Annotated in this window: 27 protein-coding genes; 17 read left to right on the forward strand and 10 right to left on the reverse strand. The window is 73.5% G+C overall.

Annotated features, from left to right (window positions below; genetic code table 11):
• Position 1: 1 nt before the first annotated feature.
• Positions 2–475, reverse strand: a complete 474-nt coding sequence (locus F9C41_RS25655) for an NUDIX domain-containing protein (protein ID WP_155389394.1) — start codon at positions 473–475, stop codon at positions 2–4.
• A gap of 25 nt (positions 476–500) precedes the next feature.
• Entirely contained in the window at positions 501–1,061 is a 561-nt protein-coding gene (locus tag F9C41_RS25660; RefSeq protein WP_230690012.1) for a TetR/AcrR family transcriptional regulator, read from the reverse strand.
• A gap of 81 nt (positions 1,062–1,142) precedes the next feature.
• Between F9C41_RS25660 and F9C41_RS25665 the strand changes: the two genes are divergently transcribed.
• Positions 1,143–1,553 (forward strand): nuclear transport factor 2 family protein, encoded by a 411-nt coding sequence (locus tag F9C41_RS25665; RefSeq protein WP_155389396.1) that lies wholly within the window; start codon positions 1,143–1,145, stop codon positions 1,551–1,553.
• A gap of 17 nt (positions 1,554–1,570) precedes the next feature.
• On the opposite strand, the gene F9C41_RS25670 is transcribed toward F9C41_RS25665, so the two are convergent.
• Together F9C41_RS25670 and F9C41_RS25675 are read right to left on the reverse strand one after the other, a co-directional pair.
• A complete protein-coding gene (locus tag F9C41_RS25670; RefSeq protein ID WP_155389397.1) occupies positions 1,571–2,464 on the reverse strand; it encodes a hypothetical protein in 894 nt (297 codons plus the stop codon).
• Between the two features lie 176 nt (positions 2,465–2,640).
• Positions 2,641–3,924 carry a tetratricopeptide repeat protein gene (locus tag F9C41_RS25675; protein WP_155389398.1) on the reverse strand — a complete coding sequence of 428 codons (1,284 nt, stop codon included), beginning with the start codon at positions 3,922–3,924 and terminating at the stop codon, positions 2,641–2,643.
• 58 nt (positions 3,925–3,982) lie between these two features.
• On the opposite strand from F9C41_RS25675, the gene F9C41_RS25680 reads away from it, so the two are divergent.
• The 4 genes from F9C41_RS25680 to F9C41_RS25695 all read left to right on the forward strand — a co-directional run bounded on the left by F9C41_RS25680 (position 3,983) and on the right by F9C41_RS25695 (position 7,247).
• Positions 3,983–4,414 carry a hypothetical protein gene (locus F9C41_RS25680; RefSeq protein WP_155389399.1) on the forward strand — a complete coding sequence of 144 codons (432 nt, stop codon included), beginning with the start codon at positions 3,983–3,985 and terminating at the stop codon, positions 4,412–4,414.
• Positions 4,414–5,289, forward strand: a complete 876-nt coding sequence (locus F9C41_RS25685) for a tetratricopeptide repeat protein (RefSeq protein ID WP_155389400.1) — start codon at positions 4,414–4,416, stop codon at positions 5,287–5,289. The genes F9C41_RS25680 and F9C41_RS25685 overlap by 1 nt, the downstream gene beginning before the upstream one ends.
• Before the next feature lie 54 nt (positions 5,290–5,343).
• Positions 5,344–6,357, forward strand: coding sequence for a class I SAM-dependent methyltransferase (locus tag F9C41_RS25690; protein WP_230690013.1), 1,014 nt, complete (start codon positions 5,344–5,346; stop codon positions 6,355–6,357).
• 86 nt (positions 6,358–6,443) lie between these two features.
• Positions 6,444–7,247 carry a PhzF family phenazine biosynthesis protein gene (locus tag F9C41_RS25695; RefSeq protein ID WP_155389401.1) on the forward strand — a complete coding sequence of 268 codons (804 nt, stop codon included), beginning with the start codon at positions 6,444–6,446 and terminating at the stop codon, positions 7,245–7,247.
• 11 nt (positions 7,248–7,258) lie between these two features.
• Here the strand turns inward: F9C41_RS25695 and F9C41_RS25700 are convergent, their stop codons facing one another.
• Both F9C41_RS25700 and F9C41_RS25705 read right to left on the reverse strand, forming a co-directional pair.
• Positions 7,259–7,507: a hypothetical protein gene (locus tag F9C41_RS25700; protein WP_155389402.1), complete on the reverse strand. Its 249-nt coding sequence runs from the start codon at positions 7,505–7,507 to the stop codon at positions 7,259–7,261.
• Between the two features lie 31 nt (positions 7,508–7,538).
• Entirely contained in the window at positions 7,539–8,195 is a 657-nt protein-coding gene (locus F9C41_RS25705) for an MOSC domain-containing protein (RefSeq protein ID WP_155389403.1), read from the reverse strand.
• 52 nt (positions 8,196–8,247) lie between these two features.
• Between F9C41_RS25705 and F9C41_RS25710 the strand changes: the two genes are divergently transcribed.
• Together F9C41_RS25710 and F9C41_RS25715 are read left to right on the forward strand one after the other, a co-directional pair.
• Positions 8,248–8,721, forward strand: coding sequence for a GNAT family N-acetyltransferase (locus tag F9C41_RS25710; protein WP_155389404.1), 474 nt, complete (start codon positions 8,248–8,250; stop codon positions 8,719–8,721).
• Between the two features lie 45 nt (positions 8,722–8,766).
• The gene (locus F9C41_RS25715) at positions 8,767–10,197 is read left to right on the forward strand and encodes a serine/threonine-protein kinase (RefSeq protein WP_155389405.1); all 1,431 of its coding nucleotides are present in this window, start codon (positions 8,767–8,769) and stop codon (positions 10,195–10,197) included.
• Between the two features lie 39 nt (positions 10,198–10,236).
• Here the strand turns inward: F9C41_RS25715 and F9C41_RS25720 are convergent, their stop codons facing one another.
• Positions 10,237–11,076: a DUF4184 family protein gene (locus F9C41_RS25720; protein ID WP_196279944.1), complete on the reverse strand. Its 840-nt coding sequence runs from the start codon at positions 11,074–11,076 to the stop codon at positions 10,237–10,239.
• Positions 11,077–11,179: 103 nt separating this feature from the next.
• Here F9C41_RS25720 and F9C41_RS25725 point away from each other — a divergent pair, with 103 nt between their 5' ends.
• The 5 genes from F9C41_RS25725 to F9C41_RS25745 all read left to right on the forward strand — a co-directional run bounded on the left by F9C41_RS25725 (position 11,180) and on the right by F9C41_RS25745 (position 15,530).
• Positions 11,180–11,422, forward strand: a complete 243-nt coding sequence (locus F9C41_RS25725; RefSeq protein WP_230690014.1) for a hypothetical protein — start codon at positions 11,180–11,182, stop codon at positions 11,420–11,422.
• Positions 11,423–11,483: 61 nt separating this feature from the next.
• A complete protein-coding gene (locus F9C41_RS25730; protein WP_155389408.1) occupies positions 11,484–12,446 on the forward strand; it encodes an aldo/keto reductase in 963 nt (320 codons plus the stop codon).
• A 23-nt stretch (positions 12,447–12,469) separates the two neighbouring features.
• Positions 12,470–12,757, forward strand: a complete 288-nt coding sequence (locus F9C41_RS25735) for a GNAT family N-acetyltransferase (RefSeq protein ID WP_196279945.1) — start codon at positions 12,470–12,472, stop codon at positions 12,755–12,757.
• Positions 12,758–12,919: 162 nt separating this feature from the next.
• Complete coding sequence (locus tag F9C41_RS25740) at positions 12,920–14,506, forward strand: ABC-F family ATP-binding cassette domain-containing protein (RefSeq protein WP_155389410.1); 1,587 nt, start codon at positions 12,920–12,922, stop codon at positions 14,504–14,506.
• Between the two features lie 52 nt (positions 14,507–14,558).
• A complete protein-coding gene (locus F9C41_RS25745; protein WP_155389411.1) occupies positions 14,559–15,530 on the forward strand; it encodes a sporulation protein in 972 nt (323 codons plus the stop codon).
• A 55-nt stretch (positions 15,531–15,585) separates the two neighbouring features.
• Here the strand turns inward: F9C41_RS25745 and F9C41_RS25750 are convergent, their stop codons facing one another.
• Positions 15,586–16,392, reverse strand: coding sequence for an alpha/beta fold hydrolase (locus F9C41_RS25750; RefSeq protein WP_155389412.1), 807 nt, complete (start codon positions 16,390–16,392; stop codon positions 15,586–15,588).
• A 258-nt stretch (positions 16,393–16,650) separates the two neighbouring features.
• Between F9C41_RS25750 and F9C41_RS25755 the strand changes: the two genes are divergently transcribed.
• A complete protein-coding gene (locus F9C41_RS25755; protein ID WP_155389413.1) occupies positions 16,651–17,427 on the forward strand; it encodes a sulfite exporter TauE/SafE family protein in 777 nt (258 codons plus the stop codon).
• On the opposite strand, the gene F9C41_RS25760 is transcribed toward F9C41_RS25755, so the two are convergent.
• Positions 17,368–18,327 carry a LysR family transcriptional regulator gene (locus F9C41_RS25760; protein WP_155389414.1) on the reverse strand — a complete coding sequence of 320 codons (960 nt, stop codon included), beginning with the start codon at positions 18,325–18,327 and terminating at the stop codon, positions 17,368–17,370. The two genes, F9C41_RS25755 and F9C41_RS25760, sit on opposite strands and share 60 nt — an antisense overlap.
• Before the next feature lie 83 nt (positions 18,328–18,410).
• Here F9C41_RS25760 and F9C41_RS25765 point away from each other — a divergent pair, with 83 nt between their 5' ends.
• Positions 18,411–19,289 carry an EamA family transporter gene (locus F9C41_RS25765; protein WP_230690015.1) on the forward strand — a complete coding sequence of 293 codons (879 nt, stop codon included), beginning with the start codon at positions 18,411–18,413 and terminating at the stop codon, positions 19,287–19,289.
• 34 nt (positions 19,290–19,323) lie between these two features.
• On the opposite strand, the gene F9C41_RS25770 is transcribed toward F9C41_RS25765, so the two are convergent.
• The gene (locus tag F9C41_RS25770) at positions 19,324–20,274 is read right to left on the reverse strand and encodes a hypothetical protein (protein ID WP_155389415.1); all 951 of its coding nucleotides are present in this window, start codon (positions 20,272–20,274) and stop codon (positions 19,324–19,326) included.
• A gap of 203 nt (positions 20,275–20,477) precedes the next feature.
• On the opposite strand from F9C41_RS25770, the gene F9C41_RS25775 reads away from it, so the two are divergent.
• The 3 genes from F9C41_RS25775 to F9C41_RS25785 are packed head-to-tail and all read left to right on the forward strand — an operon-like array spanning position 20,478 to position 24,878.
• Complete coding sequence (locus F9C41_RS25775; RefSeq protein ID WP_230690016.1) at positions 20,478–22,028, forward strand: IucA/IucC family protein; 1,551 nt, start codon at positions 20,478–20,480, stop codon at positions 22,026–22,028.
• On the forward strand, positions 22,028–23,638 hold the full coding sequence (locus F9C41_RS25780; RefSeq protein WP_155389484.1) for an IucA/IucC family protein: 1,611 nt from the start codon (positions 22,028–22,030) through the stop codon (positions 23,636–23,638). The genes F9C41_RS25775 and F9C41_RS25780 overlap by 1 nt, the downstream gene beginning before the upstream one ends.
• Positions 23,628–24,878: an alanine racemase gene (locus F9C41_RS25785; protein ID WP_155389417.1), complete on the forward strand. Its 1,251-nt coding sequence runs from the start codon at positions 23,628–23,630 to the stop codon at positions 24,876–24,878. The genes F9C41_RS25780 and F9C41_RS25785 overlap by 11 nt, the downstream gene beginning before the upstream one ends.
• The last annotated feature ends 151 nt before the right edge of the window (positions 24,879–25,029 follow it).

Raw genomic sequence — 25,029 nt, forward strand, 5'->3', positions numbered from 1 at the left:
CTCACCCCAGGTAGGGGGTCGGGCGGCGGTCCAGGTGGTGACGCAGCCGCAGACGGGTCGACTCGTGAATCGGCATCGCGTCGAACTCGGCCGGGTCGACGTAGCGCAGGTCGGTGGACTCGTCGCTGAGCGCCAGGACGCCGCCGACGACCCGGGCGCGGAACACGAGGCTGAACTGCTGGCGCACCTCGCCGTCGCCGTACGCGATGACGTGCCCGGGGTCGGTGTAGACGCCGACCAGGCCGGTGATCTCGATGTCGAGGCCGGTCTCCTCGCGCACCTCGCGCACCACGCACTGCTCCAGGGTCTCGCCGATCTCCATGGTGCCGCCGGGCAGCGACCAGTTGCCAGAGTCGGCGCGCCGCTGCAGCAGCACCCGTGCCTGCTCGTCGACGATGACGGCGACCCCGCCGGGCACGATGCGGGCGGCCGTCGGCGCGTCAGGGTCGTGGTAATGGTCCCGGCGGATGCTCATGCCGCCTTCGTACCAGGCAGCTCCGTCACGGAGCCAGCCCGGCGAAGACCACGGCGAGCGTACGGGTCTGCAGCCGCTCGTCCCAGCCGCCCGTGACCGCGCCCTGGCACACTGCGCTGAGCAGCGCCATCACCTCGGGCAGGCGGACGTCGCGGCGGACCGTGCCCGCGTCCTGCGCCGAGTGCAGCAGCCCGTCGACGGAGCGTTCGAGCATGCCGACCGCATCGGGGATGCTCAACTCGGTGCCCGCCTGGGCGAGCAGGTCGAGCACGGTCTTCTGGCGTGCCGCCTGGGCGACCAGGGCGGTGAAGAAGGCGAACAGGGCCGCGCCCGGCGGGCTGTCCCGCTGCAGCGTCTCCACATCGGAGACCAGCCGTGCCAGCAGGCTTTTCATGATCTCGCGGAGCAGGTCGCCCTTGGTCGGGAAGTGCCGGAAGACGGTGCCGATGGCGACCCCGGCCCGGTTGGCGACCTCCTCGGTGGACGCGGCCGGTCCGCGCTCGGAGAACACCTGCTCGGCGGCCTCCAGGATGCGGACGCGGTTGCGCAGCGCGTCGGCGCGCAGCGGCTTGTCGTCGGACGGCACGGCCCTCCCCCTTGAAAAAGTGAGTCGCCACTCATTATCGTACGAAGTCGAGTCGCCGCTCATCTTAGCCGGAGGTGTCCGATGTCCACGCCCCACGAAGCGTTCGCCCGACTGCGGCAGCAGTGGTTCCTGTCCGACCAGCCCACCCTCGACCCGGACCTGTTCACCGAGGACGTCGTCGTGCAGATGCCGTTCGCGGCGCCCGGCCACCCCGACCGCGTCGAGGGCCGGGCCGCGTTCGTGGCGTTCGCCGAGGCCGGACGGGCCGCGCTGCCGGTGCGGTTCGACCAGTGCCTGATCACCGCGGCGCACGGGACCGCCGACCCGGACGTCATCGTCGTGGAGTACGAGCTGGGCGGCACGATCACCACCACCGGCGCACGGGCGTCCGCGCCGTTCATCGGCGTGCTGCGCGTCCGCGACGGCCGCATCGCCCGGTGGCGGGAATACCAGCACACCCTCGCCATCGCGGCCGCCCTCGCCACGGACTGACAGGCGGATCCGCCGACTTACTCGGCCCGCTCGCCGACCGCCGGCTCCATCGTGACGCCCGGCAGTTCGCCGGTCGCGCAGTACCTGCGCAGGACTTCCATCGCGAGTTCCATGGGCAGGTACGCCTCCGGCGGATAGACATGCACCCGCGTGTCGGCGAAGGCCACCCAGAACGTGCTCAACCCGTCCATCGTCACCACCTGCTGCCGCCGTAGGTCGCCCGGCTCGGTCACCAGCACACTCCGCTCTACGCCGAGGCTGATCCGCACCGTCACGCCTTCGTCGGGTGTGAACTCGGCGAACCTCGGCAGGGTGACCGTGCTCAGGTGCAGCCGCAACAACTCTGCCTGCAGCTGCGCAGAAGTCCGCACCTTACGACATCGCGTGCCGTCGTCCCACGTCAGAACCCCGCCGCCGTCCTGGTTCACCGGCGTCGCCCGCCATGACACGACCCGGACGACATGCGGTTTCGCCAGCGGCTCTCGCACGATCTTCGCCCGCTCCGCGACGGGGGCCGCCGGCTCCAGCGGCTTGGCCGGGCGCGGGCGCGTGGCCGCCATCGCCCGGTAGGCCGCGAGCGCCACCGCGCCGAGCGCGATCACCGCGAGCACCAGCGCCAGCGTTTCGCGCCACACCCCGCCCTCGGCGAGGGGCACGAGCCGGTCGATCAGCACGATTCCCAGCGTGTACAGCACCGGAACCGCCCACATTCCGTACCTGCGGAGCGGCGTCGACCCCGGACGGGGCGAAGGTTCGATCGGCTCACGGTCCGACAGATGTCGCTGCACGGATCCCAGGCCGAGCATGGCCGCGATCAGCGGCAGAAACAGGTGGGACCGCACGAACCCGTCCGGCACGAACAGGTGAAGGCAGACATAGCAAAGGAAGCAGAACCCGGAAGCCGTGCCCACGAAGCTCCACTCACGAATCGGCGTCCACCACCGACTCATGCTCGACCGCTCCGCGGCACGCCGGGCTGTTCAAGGAACGCATGGCGCAAAGTCGTCCCGAAGTGATGCACGCCGTCGAGCCCCCGATGCGTCCAGCCGGTGTAGACGCCGACCGTAGCCGCCCGGCGCCAGTGCGCCTACAGCAGTTTCTGCTTCTTCAGGTAGGTGACCAGCTCGTCGTACGCGCCGCCCTCGTTGGCGAACATCGCCACGTTGCGGGCGGTGGTGAACCACGGCCCCGTGGACGGGCGCACCTCGCGCAGCGCCGCCTCGAAGTCGCGCTGCTCGATCATCCGCAGGTCGCCGCTGGTGATGGACGCGTGCATGGCGTACTCGGTGGCGGTCTCGCACAGGTGCGCCAGGTCCGCGCCGGAGAACTGCTCCGTCGACGCGGCCAGCTTCTTCAGGTCGATGCCCGCGATGGGCCGCTGCCGCAGGTGGTACTCGATGATCGACCGGCGGGCGGTGGCATCGGGCGGGGCGACCAGCACGGTGCGGTCCAGCCGGCCGGGGCGGCGCAGGGCCGGGTCGACGTCCCACGGAGCGTTGGTCGCGGCCAGCACGAACACGCCCTCGTTGGCGCCCTCCATGCCGTCCAGCTCGGCCAGCAGCTGGTTGCCGAGGGTGCGCATCGCCGAGGACTTCATCTGGCTGCGCTTGTGGCCGAGCGCGTCGACCTCGTCGAGGAAGATCACGCACGGGGCGTTGCGCCGGGCCGTCTCGAAGATCTCGTGCAGGTTGCGCTCGGACTCCCCGATCCACATGTTCAGCACGTCGACCAGCGAGATCGTGGTGAACTTCGCGCCCATCTCCCCGGCGACCGCGCGGGCCAGGAACGTCTTGCCGCAGCCGGGCGGGCCGTAGAGCAGCAGGCCGCCGCGCAGGCTCTTGCCGTACAGCTCGCGCAGTTTCGGGTTCTTCATCGGCGCGAGGAATGCCAGCTCCAGGCGCTTCTTGACGTCGACCATGCCGCCGACGTCGGCGAGCCGCACGTCGCTGGTCTCGACGTCGATGACCCGGTCGCCGTCGCCCTGCACAGCCTCGGGCTCGTCGTCGGCGGCCGCGAAACGCGGCGGCACCGAGTCGGCGAACTGCTCCTCGTACGCCTTCCAGTCCAGGTCGCCGCGCGATGCGGCGGGCCGCCCGCCCTCGGCACGATCGGTGTCCGGCTCCGACGGACCGGGCTGCACGTCGGCAGGCGTCTGCACGGCAGCGGGTCCGGGGCCGCCGAGGGCGCGAGCCATCAGCGCCTGCGCCTGCTCGTGCTGCGGCTGCTGCGCCAGCACCGCCGCGAGCTGCGCGATCGCCTCCCCCGACCGGTCCGCGGCGACCAGCAGCTCGGCGACGTGCAGCCGCAGCGGCACGTCGTCGGGGCGGGCGGCGACGGCCGCGAGCAGACTTTCGATCAGCGAGGAGCTCATGGCGTGCCATTATGCTGTGCCGACTCGAACCGGCAACGCCCCTGCCCTAGGACCCCTCATGAACGACGACCTGTTCCAGCCGACCATCGGCTCCCGCCAGGTGCTCGCCGTGCCGCCGTGGCGGCCCTCCTCGATCGTCTACCCGGCGTTCTTCGGCGGCCCGCTGGCCGTGACGGTGCTCGGGGTGCTCAACGCGCGCCGCCTGGCGCTGGGCCGCAACCAGCAGCTGGCCGTGGCCGCGGCAGGGCTGGCCGCCGTCGTCGCCCGGCTGGTCGTGGCCGGCCTGTTCGGCGGGCAGGCGGGGGCCCGGACGTTGGGCACCCTCTTCGGGCTCGCCGTCTGGGGCGTCGTGGCCGCGACCCAGAAGAAGGCATTCCGGGCGTACGAGTACGGCGACCGCGAACCCGCGAGCCTCTTCGGCCCCGGTCTGGCCGCCGTCATCGGCTGCGGCATCCTCGAGAACATCCTGATCGCAGTGGTGGTGGACTGATGACCGAGCACGCCTACGCCCCGGCGCTGATGCGCGCGCACGCACTGCTGGCGGCCGACCGGCCCGAGGAGGCGCTGCGCGAGCTCGCGGTGCTGCCCGAGTCCGACGCCGTGTCGGCGATCGTGTTCGAGCTGCGCGCGGCCGCGCTGCTCCAGCTCGAACGCTGGACCGAGGCGGGCGACGCGGCCCGGGCCGGGCTCGCCGCCGGCGGCCCCGACCCGGATCTGCTCTGCCAACTCGGCTTCGCCGAGTACCGGCTGGGCCGGCACGAGACCGCCGAGCGGGCGCTGCTCGACGGGCTCGCGATCGCGCCGGAGGACGTCAGCCTGCTGTGCGTGTACGCCCGGCTGTGCCTGGAGCACGGGCAGCTCGACAAGGCCCGCCGCCTCGTCGACCTGGCCGCGGCGCAGCAACCCGACGCCCCGACGGTGTACGCGACCCGGGTGCAGCTCGCCCACGCGAGCGGCGACGACGCGCTCGCGCAGCGGATCAGTCGCGAGTTCGTCGCCGCGCATCCCGAGAACGCGCAGGCGCACGCCCTGCTCGGCGGCACCAGCGCGGCCCGCGGGCAGGTGCGCTCGGCCTACTCGGGGCTGCGCCAGGCGGTCGCGAACGACCCGGCCGACCGCGACTACGCGAAGGCCGCATACGAGGCGCGGATCGCGCTGCACCCGTTGATGCTGCCGGTGCGCCCCTTCGCCCGGTTCGGGGCGGTCAAGACGTGGATCGCCGCGATCGTCGTCATCTACGGCCTGCGTGCGCTCGGGCTGTACCCGCTGGCGACGGTGGCCGGCCTGGCGTGGTTCGCGCTGTGCGTCTACTCGTGGGTCGTGCCGCCGCTGCTGCGCCGGTGGCTGCTGCGCCGCTGGCGCTGACCGTCGCCCCGCGCGGGGCGCGGCCGCCGGACGACCGTGGCATGATCTGCGGCCATGCGTCTTCTCGACGACGAGGCCCTGCAGCGGTCCTCGGTGGTGGCGAACAACGCGATGAACCGCGAACGCGGGCTCGACGGCGTCAACAGCTACGCCCGTGACCTGGGCTTGCATCCGCTGGACCGGCTCCGGTCGCGCCTCGCGGAGCACGGTGCGGCGGCGTGGCTGGACCTGTGCTGCGGCCAGGGCCGGGCGTTGGCCCAGGCCGCCCGGCAGGCGCCGGACGGCCTGGAGTTGGTCGGCGTGGACCTGGTCGACCACTTCGACCCGCAGGCGACCGGGGTGGACGGCCTGACTCTGGTCACCGCCTCGCTCTCGCAGTGGCAGCCGGACCGGACGTTCGACCTGATCACCTGCGTGCACGGGCTGCACTACGTGGGCGACAAGCTCGGCGTGCTGGCCCGTGCGCTGACCTGGCTGGCGCCGGGTGGCGTGTTCGCCGCGCACCTGGACCTGGCGAGCATCCGGCTGGTCGACGGGACACCGGCGACGCAGCTGGTCCGGCGGCTGCTGCGCGAGGCCGGGGTCGCCTACGACGCCCGCCGCCGCATCGTCACCCGCACCGGCCCGGCCGTGCTGGACCTGCCGCTGGAGTACGCCGGAGCCGACGACCAGGCCGGCCCGAACTACACCGGCCAGCCCGCCGTCGACTCCTACTACCGCCCGCTGCGCACCGGCACCCGGCCCGACCCGGCGCCGCCGCCGCGCCGCGCGGTGGCCGTCGACGACCGGGGCGTACGCGTCGAGCACGACGGCTCGATCTTCGAGGTCGAATGGCGCGACGTCCACCGCGCCTCGGTCTCCCGGTTCGTGGTCGAGATCGCCGACATCGACCACCTCGAACTGACCGTCGACCTCGTGTACGGCCACTACCTGACCGTCCTCGACAGCGACGAGGGGTTCGCCGCGGCCGTGGCCGAGTTCGCCCGCCGATCCGGGCGCCCCGCGCCCGACCTGTCGCAGTCGCGGGCCGGGCACGACGACATCGAGCTGTGGCAGCAGGACGGCTGACCCGGCCCGGCGCGGCGACACGGACCGGTCCACCGACACGCGATTGGCCGTGCCGCGGCCGACGACGACCAGGTTAAGGTGCCGGTATGCGGATAAGGATCATCGACGCGTTCACCGACCGGCCGTTCGGCGGCAACCCGGCCGGCGTCGTCGTGCTCGACGCGGACACGTTCCCGGACGAGACGTGGATGCAGCGCGTAGCGGCCGAGATGAACCTAGCCGAGACCGCGTTCGCGCACCCGCGCGGCGGGCAGGACTGGGCGCTGCGCTGGTTCACGCCGCTGTGCGAGGTGAACCTGTGCGGCCACGCCACCCTGGCCATGGCCCACGCCCTGGTCGAGGACAAGCTGATCGGCGACGTGGTCGCGTTCGACAGCCGCAGCGGGATCCTGACCACCGCCGTCGCCGAGGACGGGGACATCACCCTGGACTTCCCGGTATCGCCGCTGACCCCCGTCGAGCCGGTCGGGGTCGCCGAGGCGCTGGGCGCACCGGTGCTCGCCGCGTACGAGACCGGCCCAGCGCTGGGCGACCTGCTCGTCGAGGTCGCCGACGAGCAGACGGTCCGCGGCCTGCGGCCGGACCTGAGCCGGGTCGCGGCGCTGGCCACCCGTGGGGTGATCGTGACGGCGGCCGCCGCCGACCCGGCGTCGGGATACGACTTCGTGTCACGGTTCTTCGGCCCGGCCGTCGGCGTCCCGGAGGACCCGGTGACCGGCAGCGCCCACACCGCGCTCGCGCCGCTGTGGGCGTCACGGCTCGGCCGCGACGAGCTGGTCGGCCTGCAGGCCTCGGCCCGGTCCGGGCTGGTCCGCACGGCACTGCGCGGCGACCGCGTCGAACTGACCGGCCGCGCCGTCACCGTGCTCGACGGCACCCTGCACGCCTGATCAGTTCTAGTTCACCGCCGCGTGTACTCGGCCAGACGTTCGTCGAGCCGACGCCGCCGGTCTGGGTCGGAGCGCCGTACGTCTGCTTCGAAGACCGAACGCGCTATGCGTTCGTACTCGTCAAGTGGCACCTGTTCGACACCGACCGCCGCCAGTGCGCGTCGGGTCGCCTCGCGGACCTGGCTTGCGGTGCCCTCGTCGCAAGCCCGCGACCCATCTGCAGAGTCATCGGCCTGATTGGCGGCGAACTCGGCGGTCACCCGGGGAGCCTATGCCGGTTCGACGCCGCCGTCACCGAGCTGTACGCAGGCGGGCCTTCTCGCGGACCTTCTCGGGCAGGGCGTCGGCGGCCAGCAGTTGCGGCAGCAACTCGGACTCCAGGGTCAGCGCGCGGAAGGTCAGCGCCACGGTCACGTCGTGGTCGGGGCGGTGCAGCACGGTGACCGGGTCGCCCTGCCGCACCCGGCCGGGCACGACCACGCGCAGGTATGCCCCCGGCAGGGCGCGCTGCGTGAACGTCTTGATCCAGCCCTGCTCGCGCATCTGGTCGGCGAACGTGCGGCACGGGATACGCGGCAGCGCCACCTCCAGCACCGCCTCATCGCCGACCTGCCACCGCTCGCCGATGCGCGCCCCGTTCACGTCGATGCCGGACGTGGTCAGGTTCTCCCCGAACATGCCGCCGGGGATGTCCCGCCCCAGTTCCGCCGCCCAGCCGTCGAGATCCTCCCGGGCGTACGCGTACACGGCCTGGTCGTCGCCGCCGTGGTGGCGCTGGTCGCAGATCTCGTCACCGACCACGCCGCTGCCCAGCCCGCCCTCCTTCGGCCCCGGCGCGCGCAGTTCGACCGACCCGGCGACCGGGTGCTTGTCGATCGCGGTGACGCCGACGTCGGCGGCGTCGCAGTGCCGGGCCTTGCCCAGGTTCACGGAGAGTACGGTGCCCATCCGGCCAGCCTAGTGGGCCTCGCCCGGACGGCCACCGAGTATCGTCCCCGCCATGATCCGCCCCGCTGTGCCGGCCGACGTCCCGGTGCTCATCGACCTGATCCGCGAGCTGGCCGAGTACGAGAAGGCCCCGCAGGAGGCCAAGGCGACACCCGCGCAGCTGCACGAGGCGCTGTTCGGCCCGCACCCGGCGGCGTTCGCGCACCTGGCCGTCGACGACGAGACCGGCGAGCCGGTCGGCATGGCGATGTGGTTCCTGAACTTCTCCACCTGGCACGGCGTGCACGGCATCTACCTGGAGGACCTGTACGTGCGCCCGGCGGCCCGCGGCCGGGGCCACGGCAAGGCCCTGCTGCGCGAACTGGCCCGCATCTGCAACGAGCGCGGCTACACCCGCCTGCAGTGGTGGGTGCTGAACTGGAACACTCCCGCGATCGACTTCTACCGCTCGATCGGCGCCAAGCCGATGGACGACTGGACCGTGTACCGGGTCACCGACGACGCCCTGGCGGCTCTCGCCGAATGACCAGGAGGTTTGACTGACGGTGGCCGATACCGAAGGCTTCCCCTCATGCTTGATCCGGGGACGACGCTCGGCGGCCGGTACACCCTCAAGACGCTGATCGCCCGCGGCGGCATGGGTGAGGTGTGGAGCGCCGAGGACACGGTGCTGGCCCGCCGGGTGGCGGTGAAGGTGCTGCTGCCGAACCTGGCCGCCGATCCCGGCTTCGCCGCCCGGTTCCGGGCCGAGGCGCAGGCGATGGCGGCGCTCAGCGATCCGGGCATCGTCGAGATCTACGACTACGGCCAGGCCGACGGCATCGCCTACCTGGTGATGCAGTTCGTCGAGGGCGAATCGCTGCTGTCGCTGGTGCGCCGGGCCGGCCCGCTGGAGCCCGCGCAGGCGATGCGGCTGCTTGCCCAGGCGGCCGACGCCATTCACGCCGCGCACCTGCAGGGAATCGTCCACCGTGACGTGAAACCGGCGAACCTGCTGCTGCGCCCGGACGGGCGGCTGGCGCTGACCGACTTCGGCATCGCCCGGATCGTCGCGGCCGACCAGCTCACCGCCGCCGGGGAGATCTTCGGCACCGCGTCCTATCTGGCCCCGGAGCAGGTGACCGGCGCGGACATCGGCCCGGCGACCGATGTGTACGCCCTGGGTGTGGTCGCCTACGAGATGCTGACGCAGCGCCGGCCGTTCACCGGGGAGACGCCGTTCGCGGTGGCGATCCAGCAGGTGCACGAGCTGCCGCCGGAGCTGCCGCCAAGTGTTCCCGAGCCGGTCCAGGCCGTGGTGATGCGGGCGCTGGCCAAGGACCCGGCGCAGCGGTGGCCCAGCGCGGCCGCACTGTCCCAGGCCGCCTCGGCGGCGATCAGCGAGGTGGGCGGCCAGGCCGCAGCCGGGACGCAGGGTCCGGCGCTCCCCCAGGTCGCGACCGAGGGCACTCCTGCCGTGGTCACCCGCGCCCGCCGCAGCAGGCAGGTGACGGTCGCCGCCGCGGCCGCGCTGCCACTGGTGGCCCTGGTCGCCTTCGCGCTGACCCGGGGCGGTGCCGAGGACCCGCAGGCGCGCAGTCCCGAAGGCTCCCCGCCGGTGGCCGCGTCCGGCTCTGCCGTCGCTGGTACGACGCAGGCGGCGGGCCCCTCGGCGGGGCCGACGCCGACGCACCAGGCGCGACCGACCAGCGCGGGCGCGACCGAACCCTCGGACGCCCCCGCGAACTCGCCCGCACCGGACCCCGCCGTCCCCGCGAGCCCCGCCGCCTCGCCGCAACCGCAGTCCACGACCCGGACCGTGCCGGGCATGTTCGGCTGGCGGGAGGTGGAGGTGACGGAGGCGATGCGGCGCCTCGGCCTGGCGGCGGACATCACGTACCGGTCGACACCCGACAAGTGCCACGTGCTTGAGCAGACGCCCGCTGGTGGCACCGTCGTTTCGGCCGGGTCCACCGTCAAGATCGTGATCGCGACCGCCACCGGGATCTGCAAGATCGTCTGACCTGTTCCGCATCGCGGCGTCCATCGAGCAGCCGCTCCGTCAGCTGCGCGGCGGGCCTGCCGGGTCAAGGTGCGCCGACCCGGGCCGTGGTGGCGCGCTGCGCCGCCGGGTCGAGACCCGCACGGCCAGTGCCCCGAGCAGCAGGGCTGCGGCGGCGACGTGCAGCAGCCGTACCCCCGTGGCTGCCGGAACCCCCGCGCCCGGCAGCGACGGCACCGCGGCCAGGCCCGCTGCCGCTGCCACGGCCGCCGCCGTCCAGAAGATCCGTGGCCTGGCCTCGGGCAGCGCGGAACCGCTGGTCATGCCGCCTCCGGCGCTGACGTCCGGGCCGGCCGCCACGGTCGCGGCGGTCCGGTCGCGCCGGGCCGCACGGGCCGCGACGGCGACCACGACGGCCGCGCCGATAACCGTGCTCGTCAGGTCGGACACCGTCCACCAGGGGATCGGGCTGACGTCCGCCCAGCGCACGCCGAACACGACGTGAATCCAGCCGTCGGTGTGGGTGAGGTGGTCCCACGCGACGTGGCTCGCCGCGCCGAGCAGGCACGAACCGGCGGTGATCGGCCACCGGTGGCGGTGGTGGGCCAGTTCCGCGTACGCCCGCCAGGTGAAACGTCGGCTGTCGGGCAGGTGCACGGCGACTGTGGCGATCGTGCGCCGGACCGCCCACGTGTATGCCAGCGCCACCGGCAGGCACCACCACAGCAGCGCCTGCCACGTGTGGGTGTCGGCGAACAGTCGGCCGTCGGCGTCCAGCGCCAGGTAGGCGACGTCGGGCGCGACCGCGCCCGCGGCCAGTGCCACGCCGTCGAACCAGCGCGGCCGCCACAGTTTCAGCGGCAGCACCGGTGCCAGATGCGAGGGAAAGGTCAACGGCACCGCGGGAGCATAACGAGAGGTGAGCCACGCTCCCGTCCCGCGCCGACGCCCCGCCCTCACGCCGGGCGGGTTCGGCCGAGGACGGCCGGGTATGGGCAACGGCATGACGAAGGATGTGGTGGCGCCCCCCGGCGGGGTGATGACCGACGAGGTCGGGACGATCACCGGTGAGCTGACGCTGGAACCGAAGATCGGGTCCGACGGCACGGTGCGGCTGCGGGCGCAGTACAAGGGCGCCGAGGAGTGGTACACCGTCACCGGCGCGCAGATCAAGGTCCCCGACCCCGGCAACGGCGACGCCGTCGACCGCGCCGCCCAGGACCTGCTGTCCCGCTTCACCCCCTGACGCCGTGGCACGCCCGGACGCCCAGGTGGGGACCCCGGCCGAGCGAGATAGTGTGGCGATCATGCGTTATCGGGCACTGGGAAAGTCGGGGCTGGTCGTTTCGGCGGTCGGGCTGGGGTGCAACAACTTCGGATGGCGGCTCGACCTGGACGGCACGCGTGCCGTGGTCGACGCCGCGATCGACGCGGGGATCACGTTCTTCGACACCGCGGACATCTACGGCCGGGCGACCGCGATCGGGGCGTCGGAGTCGATGCTCGGCGACGTCCTCAAGGGACGCCGTGACCAGGTGGTGCTGGCCACCAAGTTCGGCCACCAGGGCGCGGACATGGGCTACGGGCCGGCCGCGGGCGCCAAGGGCGGGCGCAAGTACATCCGCCGGGCGGTCGAGGAGTCGCTGCGGCGGCTGAACACCGACCACATCGACCTGTACCAGCTGCACACGCCGGACCCGCAGACGCCGCTGGCGGAGACCCTGGCGGCGCTGCACGAGCTGGTCGTCGAGGGCAAGGTGCGATACATCGGCAGCTCGCAGTTCGCGGGCTGGCAGATCGCCGACGCGGCGCGGCTGGCCGAGGCGATGGGCGTGACGCCGTTCGTCAGCGCGCAGAACCACTGGTCGATGCTGGAGCGCGGCAGCGAGCTCGAGGTCGTGCCCGCGGCGCGGCACTTCGGGCTGGGGGTGCTGCCGTTCTTCCCCCTCGCGAACGGCCTGCTGACGGGCAAGGTCCGCCGGGGTCAGGACGCGCCGTCGGACAGCCGGCTGGCCAAGGACCAGGCCGGGTTCATCACCGCCGAGCGCATGGACACCGTCGAGGCGCTCGCGGGCTGGGCCGAGGCCAACGGCCACGAGCTGGGCAAGGTCGCGATCGGCTGGCTGGCGGCGCAGCCGGGCTGCGGGTCGGTCATCGCCGGGGCGACCAGCCCCGCGCAGATCGCCGCGAACGCGGCCGCGGCCGACTGGGAGCCGACCGCGGCGGAGCTGGCCGAGCTGGACAAGCTCGCGCCGCTGCCCACGCTGTGACATCAGGTGCGAAGGAGACGGTCGTGACCCAGGTCGAGGTCATCGAGGTGCCCGAGAGCAGCCGGTACGAGGCGCGTGAAGGCGGCCGCCTGCTGGGCGTGCTGACGTACCACCGCAAGCCGGGGTCGATCGTGTTCGACCACACCGGGGTCGAGCCGGAGGCGCGCGGGCGCGGCATCGGCGCGCTGCTGTGCGCGGCGGCGCTGGCCGGGGCCGCCGCCGACGACGTGCAGGTGGTGCCGCAGTGCTCGTTCGTACGCCGCTGGGTGCAGGACAACCCGCAGTACCTGCCGCTGATCGAGCGGGCGTAAATCACTGGCCGCGCAGTGGGGCCGGCCGTTAAGCTGGCCCCACTATGGAGCTGTGACATCACCGACCGGCCTGTGACCTGAGGCTGCGACCCGCCCGACCGCGTCCGCGGGGCCGTCGCACACGCCCGGCAGGCTTCTCCCGAAAACCTCTCGGTGGTGTTCATGCCTGCGCAAACCCTCATTGCTGTCGATCTTGTCAGGTTCTTCGGTGACCGACGCGTGCTCGACGGCGTCAGCCTGACCGTCTCCCCGGGCCGCCGCGTCGGCCTGGTCGGCGAGAACGGGGCCGGCAAGTCCACGCTGCTGCGCCTGCTCGCCGGCGCCGACACCCCCGACGGCGGGACGGTCACCCGCCCCGACGACACCGGCCTGCTGCACCAGGAGCTGCCGTACACCCCCGGCCACACCGTCGGCGACGTGCTCGCCGAGGCGCTGCGGGAAAGCCGCGAGCTGCTCGCCCGGCTCGACGAGCTGGCCCGCGACCTGACCGGCGAGGACCGGCTCGCCGCGTACGGCGAAGCCCTGGCCAGGGCCGAGCAGCTCGACGCCTGGGACGCCGAACGCCGCGCGGAGCTGGTCATGCACGGCCTCGGCCTGGCCGAACTGAGCCGCGAACGCACCCTGGGCACGCTGTCCGGCGGCCAGCGCTCCCGCGTCGCCCTGGCCGCGCTGCTGGTACGCCGACCGGCCGCGCTGCTGCTCGACGAGCCCACCAACCACCTCGACGACGAGGCCGTGGCGTTCGTGGAGCAGCAGCTGCGGCAGCTGCCCGGCGCGGTCGTGGTCGCCAGCCACGACCGGGTGTTCCTCGACGAGGTCTGCACCGACATCGTCGACCTGGACCCCGCCGCCGACGCCCCCGGCGGCCTGGTCCGCTACGGCGGCGCCTACACGCAGTACGTGCAGGCCAAACGGGCGCAGCGAGCCCGCTGGGAGCGCGCGTACGCCGACCGGCAGGCCGAGGTCGAGGCGCTGCGGGCCGCCGCGGCGACGACGGCCCGCCAGGTCGCCCCGGGCCGGGCCCCGCGCGACGGCGACAAGATGGGCTACAACTTCCACGGGGCACGGGTGCAGTCCCAGGTGTCCCGGCGGGTTCGCAACGCCGACCAGCGCCTGGCCGTGCTCGAACGCGACCCGATCCGCAAGCCGCCCGCACTGCTGCACTTCCAGGCGCCGGCACTGACCTCCGCCGCAGCCGAGGACACCGCGCTGGCGCTGCGCGACGTGCACGTGCCCGGCCGGCTGCGGCTGGACCGCCTCGACCTGCCCGCCGACGGGCGCCTGCTGATCACCGGACCCAACGGCGCGGGCAAGTCCACGCTGCTGTCGGTGCTGGCCGGGCAGCTGCGCCCGGCCCAGGGCAGCGTCACCCGCCGCCGCGGACTGCGGATCGGCCTGCTGGCCCAGGACGACCGGTTCGACGACCCGGCCGCTACACCCCGGGCGCTGTACGAGCGCTGCCACGCCGCCGTACCGCTGGCGGACCTCGGCCTGGTCGCCCCGCGCGACCTGGACCGGCCCGTCGGCGCGCTCAGCGTCGGGCAGCGCCGCCGCGTCGCCCTCGCCCTGCTCATCGCCGACCCGCCGCACCTGCTGCTGCTCGACGAACCCACCAACCACCTGTCCCCCGCGCTGGCCGACGAACTCGAGGACGCGCTCGGCCGCGCGCCGGGCGCGATCGTGGTCGCCAGCCACGACCGCTGGCTGCGCCGCCACTGGTGCGGCGCGACGCTGGACCTCGTCTGCTAGGAAGGTATGAGCGCAGGTCGAGTGGACCCGCACCCCAGAGGAGATCAGTTCCGTGGTTTTCAAGAAGATGCTCGCCGCCTTCGGCGTCGGCGGCCCGTCGGTGGACACCGTGCTCGCGACCCCCGTCGTGCAGCCAGGCGGCACGCTCAGCGGCACCGTGCACATCCGCGGCGGTGACCACGACACCTTGATCGAATACGTCTCCATCGGCCTGGTCACCCGGGTCGAGGTCGAAGGCCACGACAGCGAGTACGACACCACCGTGGAGTTCCACCGGGTGCACCTGACCGGCTCGTTCAGCCTGGCCGCGGGTGCGCAGCAGGCCCTGCCGTTCTCGATCGAGGTGCCCTGGGAGACCCCGGTCACCCGGTTCTACGGCACGCCGCTGCACGGCATGACCATGGGCGTGCGCACCGAGCTGTCGGTGGCCAAGTCCGTGGACAAGACCGACATCGACCCGGTCGGCGTCGAGCCGCTGCCGCTGCAGGCCGCGGTGATGGAGGCGTTCTCCCGGCTCGGCTTCCACTTCACCCGCGCCGACCTGGAGCGCGGCCGCATCCATGGGGTGCACCAGACGCTGCCGTTCTACCAGGAGATCGAGTTCCACCCGTCCCAGGCGTACGCGGGCCGCATGCGCCAGCTGGAGCTGACCTTCGTGACCAGCCCGCAGGGCATGGACGTGATCCTGGAGTTCGACAAGCGCGGCTTCCTCGGCTCGCACGACACGTTCAGCCGCCACCACGTCGGCCACGCCGACGCCGGCCGCACCGACTGGCCCGCCGTCGTCGACGGCTGGATCCGCGGGGCGCTGGACCGCCACGGCTCCGGCCACGGCGGTGGCTACGGCCATGGCGGCGGGCACGGCTTCCACGGCGGGCACGGTGGTCACCAGAGCCACCGCGGCCACGGCATGGGCGGCGTCGCCGCCGGTGCGGCCGCCGGCTTCCTCGGCGGCATGGTCGCCGGCGAGGTCGCCGAGGAGGTCTTCGACATGGACATGGACTTCGGCTTCGGCGACGAGTAGCCGCAGCACCCGCGGCCGCCGTCCGAACCCGGGCGGCGGCCGCGTGCGTGACCGGCTACTCCGTCGCGGTGGCGGCGGCGTTCTGAATGATCTTCGCCACCTGGTCCGGGTGGGAGACCATCACGACGTGGGATGCGCCGTCGACGACGACCGTCTCCTTGGACCCGGCCCGCTGCGCCATGAACGCCTGCGCCTGCGCGGGGATGTTCTTGTCCGCCGACCCGTACACGAACCACGACGGGATGTTCTTCCACGCCGCGTTCGCCGACGCCTCGTTCAGCGCCGCCTCGGTGATCGGCCGCTGGCCCGCCGCCATCAGCGCGGCCTCCGCCGCGGGCACGTCCGCGGCGAACTGATCGTGGAACTTCGCCTGGTCGATGAACAGGTCGTTGCCGCCGCCCGGCAGCGCCACCGGCTTGGCCAGCGCCGGCCCCAGCGTGCTGCCCGGGAACTTCGCCGACAGCGCCGCCGCCGACTCGCCCACCTCGGGCGCGAACGCCGCCACGTACACCAGCGCCTTGACGTTCGGGTTGCCCTCGGCCGCGTTCGAGATCACACTGCCGCCGTAGGAGTGGCCGACCAGCACGATCGGCCCGGTGATGCTCTTGAGCACGGCGGCGACCTCGGCGGCGTCGCCCTTGACGCTGCGCAGCTCGTTCGGCACCGCCACCACGGGATACCCCTGCGCCTGCAGCATCGGAATGACGCCGTTCCAGCTCGACGAGTCCGCGAACGCGCCGTGCACCAGTACGATCGTCGGTTTTGTCTGTTTCTGCGCTGCTGACGCCGGTGTGGCCACGACCGCGAGCGCCGTGGCGGCGGACAGGGCGAGGACGCCCAGGAACCTGCTGCGACCCGACATGGTCGACTCCTCCCATTCCGGTTAAGGCCCGGGGGTCGACCACGACCCAACCTACGCCGGCCCCGCGCCGTGCGATGCGAGGTTCGCCGAGACCGTCTCACCGCCGCCCTCGATCACCGGCGGCGCAGTCGCTATGGTTGCCGGGTGTTCAAGGCCCTCGTCTGCTTCATGCTGCTCTTCATCGCCATCGGGGCGATCGGGATGTGGCTCGCCACCAAGCGCCGCCAATCATGATCCACAGCACCCCCGTGCCGGCTCGTGGACGCCGGTAGCCTCAGCCTGCTGCTGACCGCCGCCACCGCCGCCGGGTGGGTGGACGCCGTGGTCGGCGGAGGTGGCCTGCTCCTGCTCCCAGCCCTGCTCATCGGCCTGCCCCAGGTGCCGCTGGCGACCGCCCTGGGCACCAACAAGATGACCGCGATCGCCGGGACCACCAGCGCCGCGATCACCTACGCGCGGCGTACCCGCATCGACTGGCGCGTCGCCGGGCCCGCCGGGGCGATCGCCGTGGTCGTCTCCGGCATCGGCGCCTGGCTGGCCATCGCGCTGACCCCCAACAAGGACGTGTACCGCCCCGTCGTGCTGGGCATCCTGGTCGCCGTCGCATTGTTCGTCACGTTCCGCCCGAACAACGGCATCTACGCCCACCCCGAACGCCGCACCCGTCAGCGCGCCGCCCTCGCCGTCGCGCTGGCCGGCGGCCTCATCGCCCTGTACGACGGCATGATCGGACCCGGCACCGGCACGTTCCTGGTGCTCACCTTCACCACCGTCATCGGCGCGGACTTCCTGCACGGCTCGGCCATGGCCAAGATCGTCAACGCGGGCACCAACCTCGGCGCGCTCATCGTGTTCGCCGCGGGCGGGCACGTGTGGTGGCAGCTCGGCGCGGCCATGGCCGTCTGCAACATCATCGGCGCCCAGATCGGCGCCCGGATGGCCATCAAACGCGGGTCCGGGTTCGTCCGCATCGTGCTACTCGTGGTCGTGCTGGCCCTGATCGCCCGGCTCTCCTACGACCAGTGGCTGGCCTGACCGCCACCGCTCCGCCAGCGCGTGCGCGGCGACCCGCTCGATCACCAGGCTGACCGCCGGCCAGTGCTCCCGGCCCGGCCTGGTGATCGAGAACATGCGCCGCCGCACCGGCACCCCCGGCATCGGCACGTACCGCACGCCCGGATGCTCGGGCAGGTGACCGGGCACCAACGCCACCCCCAGGTCCGCCGACACCAGGTCCAGCACCAGATCCATGCTGTCCGCCCGATGTTCGATCATCGGCTGGTACGCCGCCAGCGCGCACACCCGCACCGCCAACTCGTCGTCGGCCGGGCCGCGCGAGTTCACCACCCACGACTGCCCCGCCAGCGCGCACAGCCGCCCCGGTTCGTCGATCACGTCGGGCAGCGCCCGCCCCGCGGGCACGGCCAGCACCATCGGCGTCTCGCACAGCTGCCGCACCGTGTACCCGTCATAACCGCGCGGGACCAGGTCGTAGTCGTACACGAACCCGAGGTCCACCCGGTCCTCCTCCAGCAGCCGCACCACCTCCGGCGGCTCCTGCTCCTGCAGCAGCAGCTGCAACCCCGGATGCGACACCGCCAGCTCCCGCACCACCGGGATCAGATCCCCCGACAGCACCGACGCGTACGCCGCCACGTGCACCGCCCCGCCCGGCTCCCCACCCCGCGCCAGCGCCGCACGAGCCGCGTCCACCGCCGCCAGGATCGGCCGCGCGTGCGTCACCAGCCGCCGCCCCGCCGGAGTCAGCCGGACCGTCCGCCCCGTGCGCTCGACCAGCGGCGCACCGACCTCCCGGGTCAGCGTGGCCAACTGCTGCGACACCGCCGACGTGCCATACCCGGTGGCCTCGGCGACCGCCCGCAGCGTGCCCCGATCCGACAACTCGACGAGCACGCGCAGCAGCCTGGTGTCCACGCCCCCCATCATCCGCGAATCGCGGACGGTCCGTCCGCAGACCCGTGGTGGACGGCGTGATCTTTGTCCGGTGACATGGAGTGGTGACCGCCGTCGACATCGCCACCAGCACCTCCCGCCCACAGAGCACCGCCCCGGCCATCGGGCTGATCATGGGTTCGATGCTCTCCGTGCAGGTCGGCGCGGCCGCCTCCACCCGCCTGTTCGACGACATCGGCCCGGCCGGCACCGCCTGGCTGCGCGGCTGCTGGGCCGCGCTCGCCTTCGTGCTCATCGCCCGCCCCTCGCCCCGCTGGCTGCGCGCCCAGTCCCGCCACGACCTGCTCGGCGCGGTCGGCCTCGGCGTGGTCAGCGCCGCGATGAGCGTCGCCTTCTTCGAATCCATCGCCCGCATCCCGCTGGCCACCGCCGTCGCCCTGGAGTTCCTCGGCCCGCTGTCCCTGGCCGTACTGCGCCGCAGCGGCCGCTGGGGACTGCTCTGGCCCGCCCTCGCGTTGGCCGGCGTGCTCGCCCTGACCAGGCCCTGGCGCGGCGACATCAACCTGGTGGGCGTCGCGCTCGCCCTGGTCGCGGCCGCGGGCTGGGCCGGCTACATCGTCCTCACCCAGCGGGTCGGCGACAGCTTCAGCGGCGTCAAGGGCCTGGCCATCGCGATGCCCGTCTCCGCCGTCGCCGCCGCCGTCATCGGCGCACCCCAGGCCCTGCCCAACCTGACCTGGGGCATCATCGCCCAGGCCGCCTGGCTGGCCATGCTGCTGCCGGTACTGCCGTTCGCCATGGAACTGCTCGCCCTGCGCCGCCTCACCGTCGCCGCCTTCGGCACCCTGATGTGCCTGGAACCCGCCTTCGCCCTCGCCGTCGGCGCCACCCTGCTCCACCAGACCCCGCACCCACTCCAGGTCGCCGGAGTCGCCTTCGTCGTCGCCGCCGGCATCGGCGCCCAACGCTCCGGCCACCGCTGAAACGTCACCGGGGCCTCGCGGCCATCGGACCTGGTCACGAAGCGGTCAGGGTCTGCTCTCGCTCGGCGGCGATCTCGGCGAGCCGGGCCTGCGTCTGCGCGAGCCGCCGGTCGAGTTGCCGTCCGATCCGGGCCACCTGCTGGTCGCACTGCTGGGCGCGAGCCTGCGCCTGCTGAATCCGGTCCCGTACGGCGAGATCCGTGAAGATGTTGTCGAACCACACGTCCAGGAACCGGGTCAGGCCGTCGACCGCGACGGTGGACGCCGTACCGGCACCGCCGGGCACGTCGGCGAGCTCGGTGTTCAGCTTGCCGATCAGGTGGTCCGCGATCGCCGCCGCAGCGGCCGCCTCGTCGAGGCGATCGTGTTTCAACGCGCTGGCGATGGCACCCCCGCCGAAGAATGTGTCATACGTGGACCAGTTGCCCGCACTGTCGAGCAGCCCGGTGAGCGTGCGCAGCGCCGCCGACGCGGCAGCGGCCGCCCGCTGCGCCTCCGTGATCTCCTTGACCTCCGCCTCGGCCACACCGCGGGCCTCGGCCAGTTCGAGCAGCCGCCGCGCCCGGGAGTCCTCGGTCGCCGCGAGGGCACGCTCCTTCTCGTCGAGCACCGCGGCATACTCGGCCGGGGCGTGCCGGAGCGAGGTGAGGCGGGCGTCGACACCTTCGAGTTCCCGCCGTAGCGTGTCCGCCTCGTTGCCGGCTCGCGTCAGCCGGTACGCCGCCGCGTCGGCCTCGGCCCGTTCCCGGGCGAGTGCGTCGTCGCGGGTCCCCCGCAGCGCGGCGAGCACGCGGGTGAGCGTCATCGTCTCCAGCCGGACGACGTCGCGTGCCTCCCGGTCGCGGACGCTCGACAACTCGCCGACCCGCGCCTCGGCCTCCTCGATCAGCCTTCGCAGTTCGCCCTGCCGCGCCTGCACGGCCTGCCGCTCGCGCTTCGCCTCGGCGGCCGCCGCCAGCCGCGCCTCCAAGTCCCCGTGTGCCATGAGTGCCATTTCAGCAGCCCCGGGCAACGCTGCGCCCCATCCCCGGCCCGGATGCCGTTGGCTGTGGTGGCAGGCACTGCCCCTAACGGATCCTAGGACGCTAGGCTGAGACGGGCAGTGGCAGGCGGCGGCCCCGGTGGTCCACACTGGATCTCTGCCGAGCCCGTCGGACGAGGGAGTGGACCATCAACAGCGTGCCGAGTGTGAGCGAGACACTCCCCGGGGCCCGCGCCGCGATCCTCGCCAGGCTGTGGGGCGCGCTGGTCCGCGAGCCGCTGCCGGGCGTCGTCGAACGGCAGGCGTACGGCGGCGACACCCGGATCACCCTGACGAGCGGCCAGCGGCTGATCGGGTCGGCGGCGCTGGCCCAGCCGTTCGCGGTCCCGCCCGAGGGCATGCGCGTCGTCACCGACGCCGGGGCGTTCGACGACCCGGTCGAGCTGCTGCGCGCGCTGCGCCTGCCGGGTGACGTCGCGCGGTTGACCACCGAGGTCGCCGACAGCGTGGTCGGGCTCGCCCTGGCACGGGCCGGTCAGCCGTACCGGCCCGGCGGCGAGCCGACGCTGACCGTGCTCGCGGGCCGCCCGGACGGCCTGGCGCTGCTGGAGCAGTCCGTGGTGGACGGTCACCCGCTGCACCCGTGCTGCCGCACCCGGATCGGCATGTCGCAGGCCGACGTGCTGCGGTTCGCGCCCGAGCACCGGCCCACGGTGGAGCTGGAGGTGTTCACCGTGCCGGCCAAGCGCTGGCTGACCACCGGCGCGGGGCTCGCGCCGCGGCTGCCCGTGCACCCGTGGCAGCGCGAGCACGTGCTGTCGGCGTACCCCTTCCTCAAACCCGACGGCGCCCGGATCGCGGCCATGCCGCTGATGTCGCTGCGCACCCTGGCCGCGGTCGCCGACCCGACGCGGCACTACAAGACCGCGGTCGACGTGCAGATGACCAGCGCGGTGCGGATCGTGTCCCCGGCCGCGGTGCGCAACGGCCCGGTGGTGTCGAAGCTGCTGGCCGTCGTCGCCGCCGACCTCGGCCTGCAGGTGTGGCCCGAGCTCGCCGGAGGTGCGGTGCTGGACACCGACGGCACGCCGCTGCGCAGCCTGGCCGTGGTGGTCCGGCGAGCCCCCAGACCCGGCCCGAACGAGGTGATCCTGCCGGTCGCGGCGCTGGCCGCGCCGTCACCGGCCGACGGCCGCCCGCTGATCCGCGAGGCGGTCCTGCTCGGCTACGGCGGCCACCCGGCCGGCTTCCTCGCCGACCTGGCCGCCCTGATCGTGCCGGTGCTGCTGACGCTGCTGCACCGCGGCGTCGCACTCGAGGCGCACGGGCAGAACTTGCTGGTCACGCTCACCCATGGGCGGCCGACCGGGCTGTCCTACCGCGACGTCGGCGGGGTGCGCCTGAGCCCCGCCCGGCTGCGCCGCCACGGCGTGGACGTCCCCGCCCTGCACGGCGACCTGGCCAGTGACGACCCGGTGCAGTTGCGGGCCAAGGCGCTGGGCTCGGGCATCGCGGTGGCGCTCGGCGAGCCGATCGCGGTGCTGTCGCGGGAGTACGGCATCGAGCCGCAGCAGCTGTGGCGGCTGGTCCGCGACCGGGTCGAGCAGGCGTATGACAGCCTGCCGCCGTCGGCCGCCGCGGACGCGCGGTCCGTGCTCGGCGATCCGCTGCCGCTGAAGGCGACGACCGCGATGCGGCTGGCCGACGACCCGCTCGACGACGTCTGGGCGCAGCTGCCCAATCCCCTGGCCGCGTGATGCGCCCGCTCACCGATCCCATCGCCGCCGAGCTGGCGGACCTGGCCCCGCAGCTGCTGCACGGCTACTTCGACGCGCTGCCGCGGGCCCGGGTCACCGTGGCCACCCGGCTGGCCGAGGCGCTGTGGCGCGAAGACATCGGCGACGCGCGCGTCCGCTTCCGCGGCGAACGGCACGGCTTCGACCGGGTGCTGCTGGACCCGGTCGACGTGGACCCGGTCACCCTGGTGACCCACGAGGGCCTGCGGGCGGAGCTGGACAGCGCGGTGCACGGGCTGGCGCTGGCGTACGCCCGGCGCGCGTCCATGGACCCCGGGCACCGCGCCGCCGCCGCGGTCGCGGGCGCGCCCGACATGCTCGCGCTGCTCGACGGCAGCGCGCCGGACGAGCGCACCGCCCGGCTGGAGCAGCTCGCGGTCGAGGGGCACAACCTGCACCCGTGCGGGCGCACCCGGCTGGGCTGGAGCACCGGCGACCTGATCGCGCACGACCTGGAGAGCGAGTCGACCGCGATCGGCTTCCTGGCCGTGCCGCCGGAGCTGGCGCTGGGCGACGACCTGTCCGAGCGGCTCGGCGTCGCGGCCCCCGGCGGGCGGCGGCTGCTGCCGGTGCACATCTGGCAGCTGCGGCACCTGACCGGCCGGCACCCGGACCTGTTCGCCGACGGCACGCTGCGGGTGCTCGACGAGGTGCTGCCGGCCCGGCCCACCGCGGCGCTGCGCACCGTGCTGCCGCCGGGCTCGACCTACCTGAAGCTGTCGCTGGACATCCAGGTCACCTCGACCCGGCGCAGCATCTCCATCGCCTCCACCCGCAACGGCCCGGCGCTCAGCACGGTGCTCGGGCAGCTGCTGGAGCTGGTGCCCGGTGGCGGGCGGGTGCTGCTGATGACCGAGCCCGCGGGCGTCGCCGGGCTGCTGGAGGACGGCCGCCAGCTCAGCACCATCGTGCGCGACGGGCTGGGCGGCCGGCTGGCCGCGGGCGAGCAGCCGGTCCCGGCGAGCTCGCTGGCCGCGCTCGACCCGGTCAGCGGGCGGACGCTGCTGTCCGGCCTGGTCGACCGGTATGCGGTCGCCCGCGCCCTGGCCGGCCCGCGCACCGCCGCGGCGGGTTTCCTGCGCGAGTACGCCGGGCTGCTGCTGCCGCCGGTGCTGGCGCTGGCCGCCCGGCACGGCATCGGCCTGGAGGCGCACCTGCAGAACTGCGTCCCGACCTTCCTGGACGGCGTCCCCCACCGGCTCGGCCTGCGGGATCTGGCGGGCCTGCGCGTGCACCACCCGCGGCTGGCCGCCTCCGGGGCGAGGCTGCAGCTGTGGCCCGGCTCGGTGATCGGCACCGAGGACGACACGGTGCTGCTGTCCAAGGTGGCCTACACCGCGTTCCAGGCGCACCTGGGCGAGCTGGTGCTGCGGCTGGGGCAGTCGCACGGCCTGGCCGCCGACGAAGCCTGGCCGATCGTGCGCGAGGTGGTGGACGAGAGCCTGCGCGGGCACCCCGACCACGCCTTCTACACGGCCGCGACGGTGCCGCACAAGGCGCTGACCCGCATGCGGCTGGCCGGCGCGGGCGACCTCTACGTACCGGTGCAGAATCCGCTGCATGGCCTCTGATCAGCACCCCCCGCACCGCGACGCGCGCCGAACCGCCCCGGACTCCGCGACAGCGGGACCGGCGACCTCGGCCGAGGCTGCGGCGGCGGCCCGGCACGTGATCCCGGAGCGGGTCACGGTGGCGCTGCGCGGACTCGACGGGCCCGTCTGCGCCTACGTCTACGACCCGGGTGTGCTGCGGGCTCGGGTCGCCGAGCTGCGGCGGGCGCTGCCGGGTGTGACCGTCTGCTACGCGGTGAAGGCCAACGGGCACCCGGCGATCGTGGCCGCGGCGGCCGAGGCCTGCGACGGCCTGGAGGTCGCCTCGGGCGGCGAGCTGGCGCTGGCCGAAGCGGCCGGGGCGGCGCGGATCGTGTTCGGCGGCCCGGCCAAGACCGAGGCGGAGCTGGCCCACGCGCTGCGCCTGGGCGCGACGGTCAACGTGGAGAGCACCCTGGAACTGCGGCGGCTCAGCCTGCTGGCGCAACGGGCGGGCACGACCGCGGCCATCACGCTGCGGGTGAACCGCGCCGACGCGGGGCTGCCCGGCACGCATGCGATGACGGGCGCGCCGACCCCGTTCGGCGTCGACGAGGCGCAGCTGCCCGAGGCGGTGGCGCTGGCGAGGTCACTGCCCGGCCTCGACCTGTCCGGCTGGCACCTGCACGCGGTCTCCAACAACCTGGACGCGGCCGCGCACTCGGCCTTCCTCGCCGAGGCGCTGCGCTGGTCGGCGGAGACGTCCCGGCGGCTCGGCGTGCCGCTGCGCACGGTCAACGCGGGCGGCGGCTTCGGCGTGGACTACGCCGGGAACGCGGTGTTCGCGCTGGACGAGCTGCGGGTGCGCGTGCCGGACGGGGTCGAGCTGGTGGTGGAGCCGGGCCGGTGGCTCGCCGCCGACACCGGCTGGTACGCCGCGGAGGTGCTCGACCTCAAGCGCACGCACGGGCGCTGGTTCGCGGTGCTGCGCGGCGGCACCCACCACTTCCGCCTGCCCGCGGCGTGGGGATACGACCACCCGTTCACCGTGCTGCCGATGCAGCGGTGGGACTGGCCGTGGCCCCGGCCCGAGGTCGCAGGTGTGGCGGTGGACGCCGTCGGCGAGCTGTGCACGCCGCGTGACGTGCTCTGCCGCGGGCAGCGCGTGGACCGGCTGCGGGTCGGCGATCTGCTGGTTTTCGGGCGTACCGGGGCATATGGCTGGGACATCTCGCATCATGCGTTCCTGCGTCACCCGGAACCGGATTTCCTCGTCCTCTGAACGCGCAGCGTGATCTCACGTCTACCCAGCGAATCGGATGATCACGAGATGGTCCGCCCTGTTCGACCTGGCTTGACAACGCCCTAGACTGTGCCGGTCCACCACGAGTTGTGGTGCGTAACACCCCCCTTTCACCCCCCCTCGACACCCC

Source organism: Catellatospora paridis (assembly GCF_009720365.1).
GTDB lineage: Bacteria > Actinomycetota > Actinomycetes > Mycobacteriales > Micromonosporaceae > Catellatospora > Catellatospora paridis.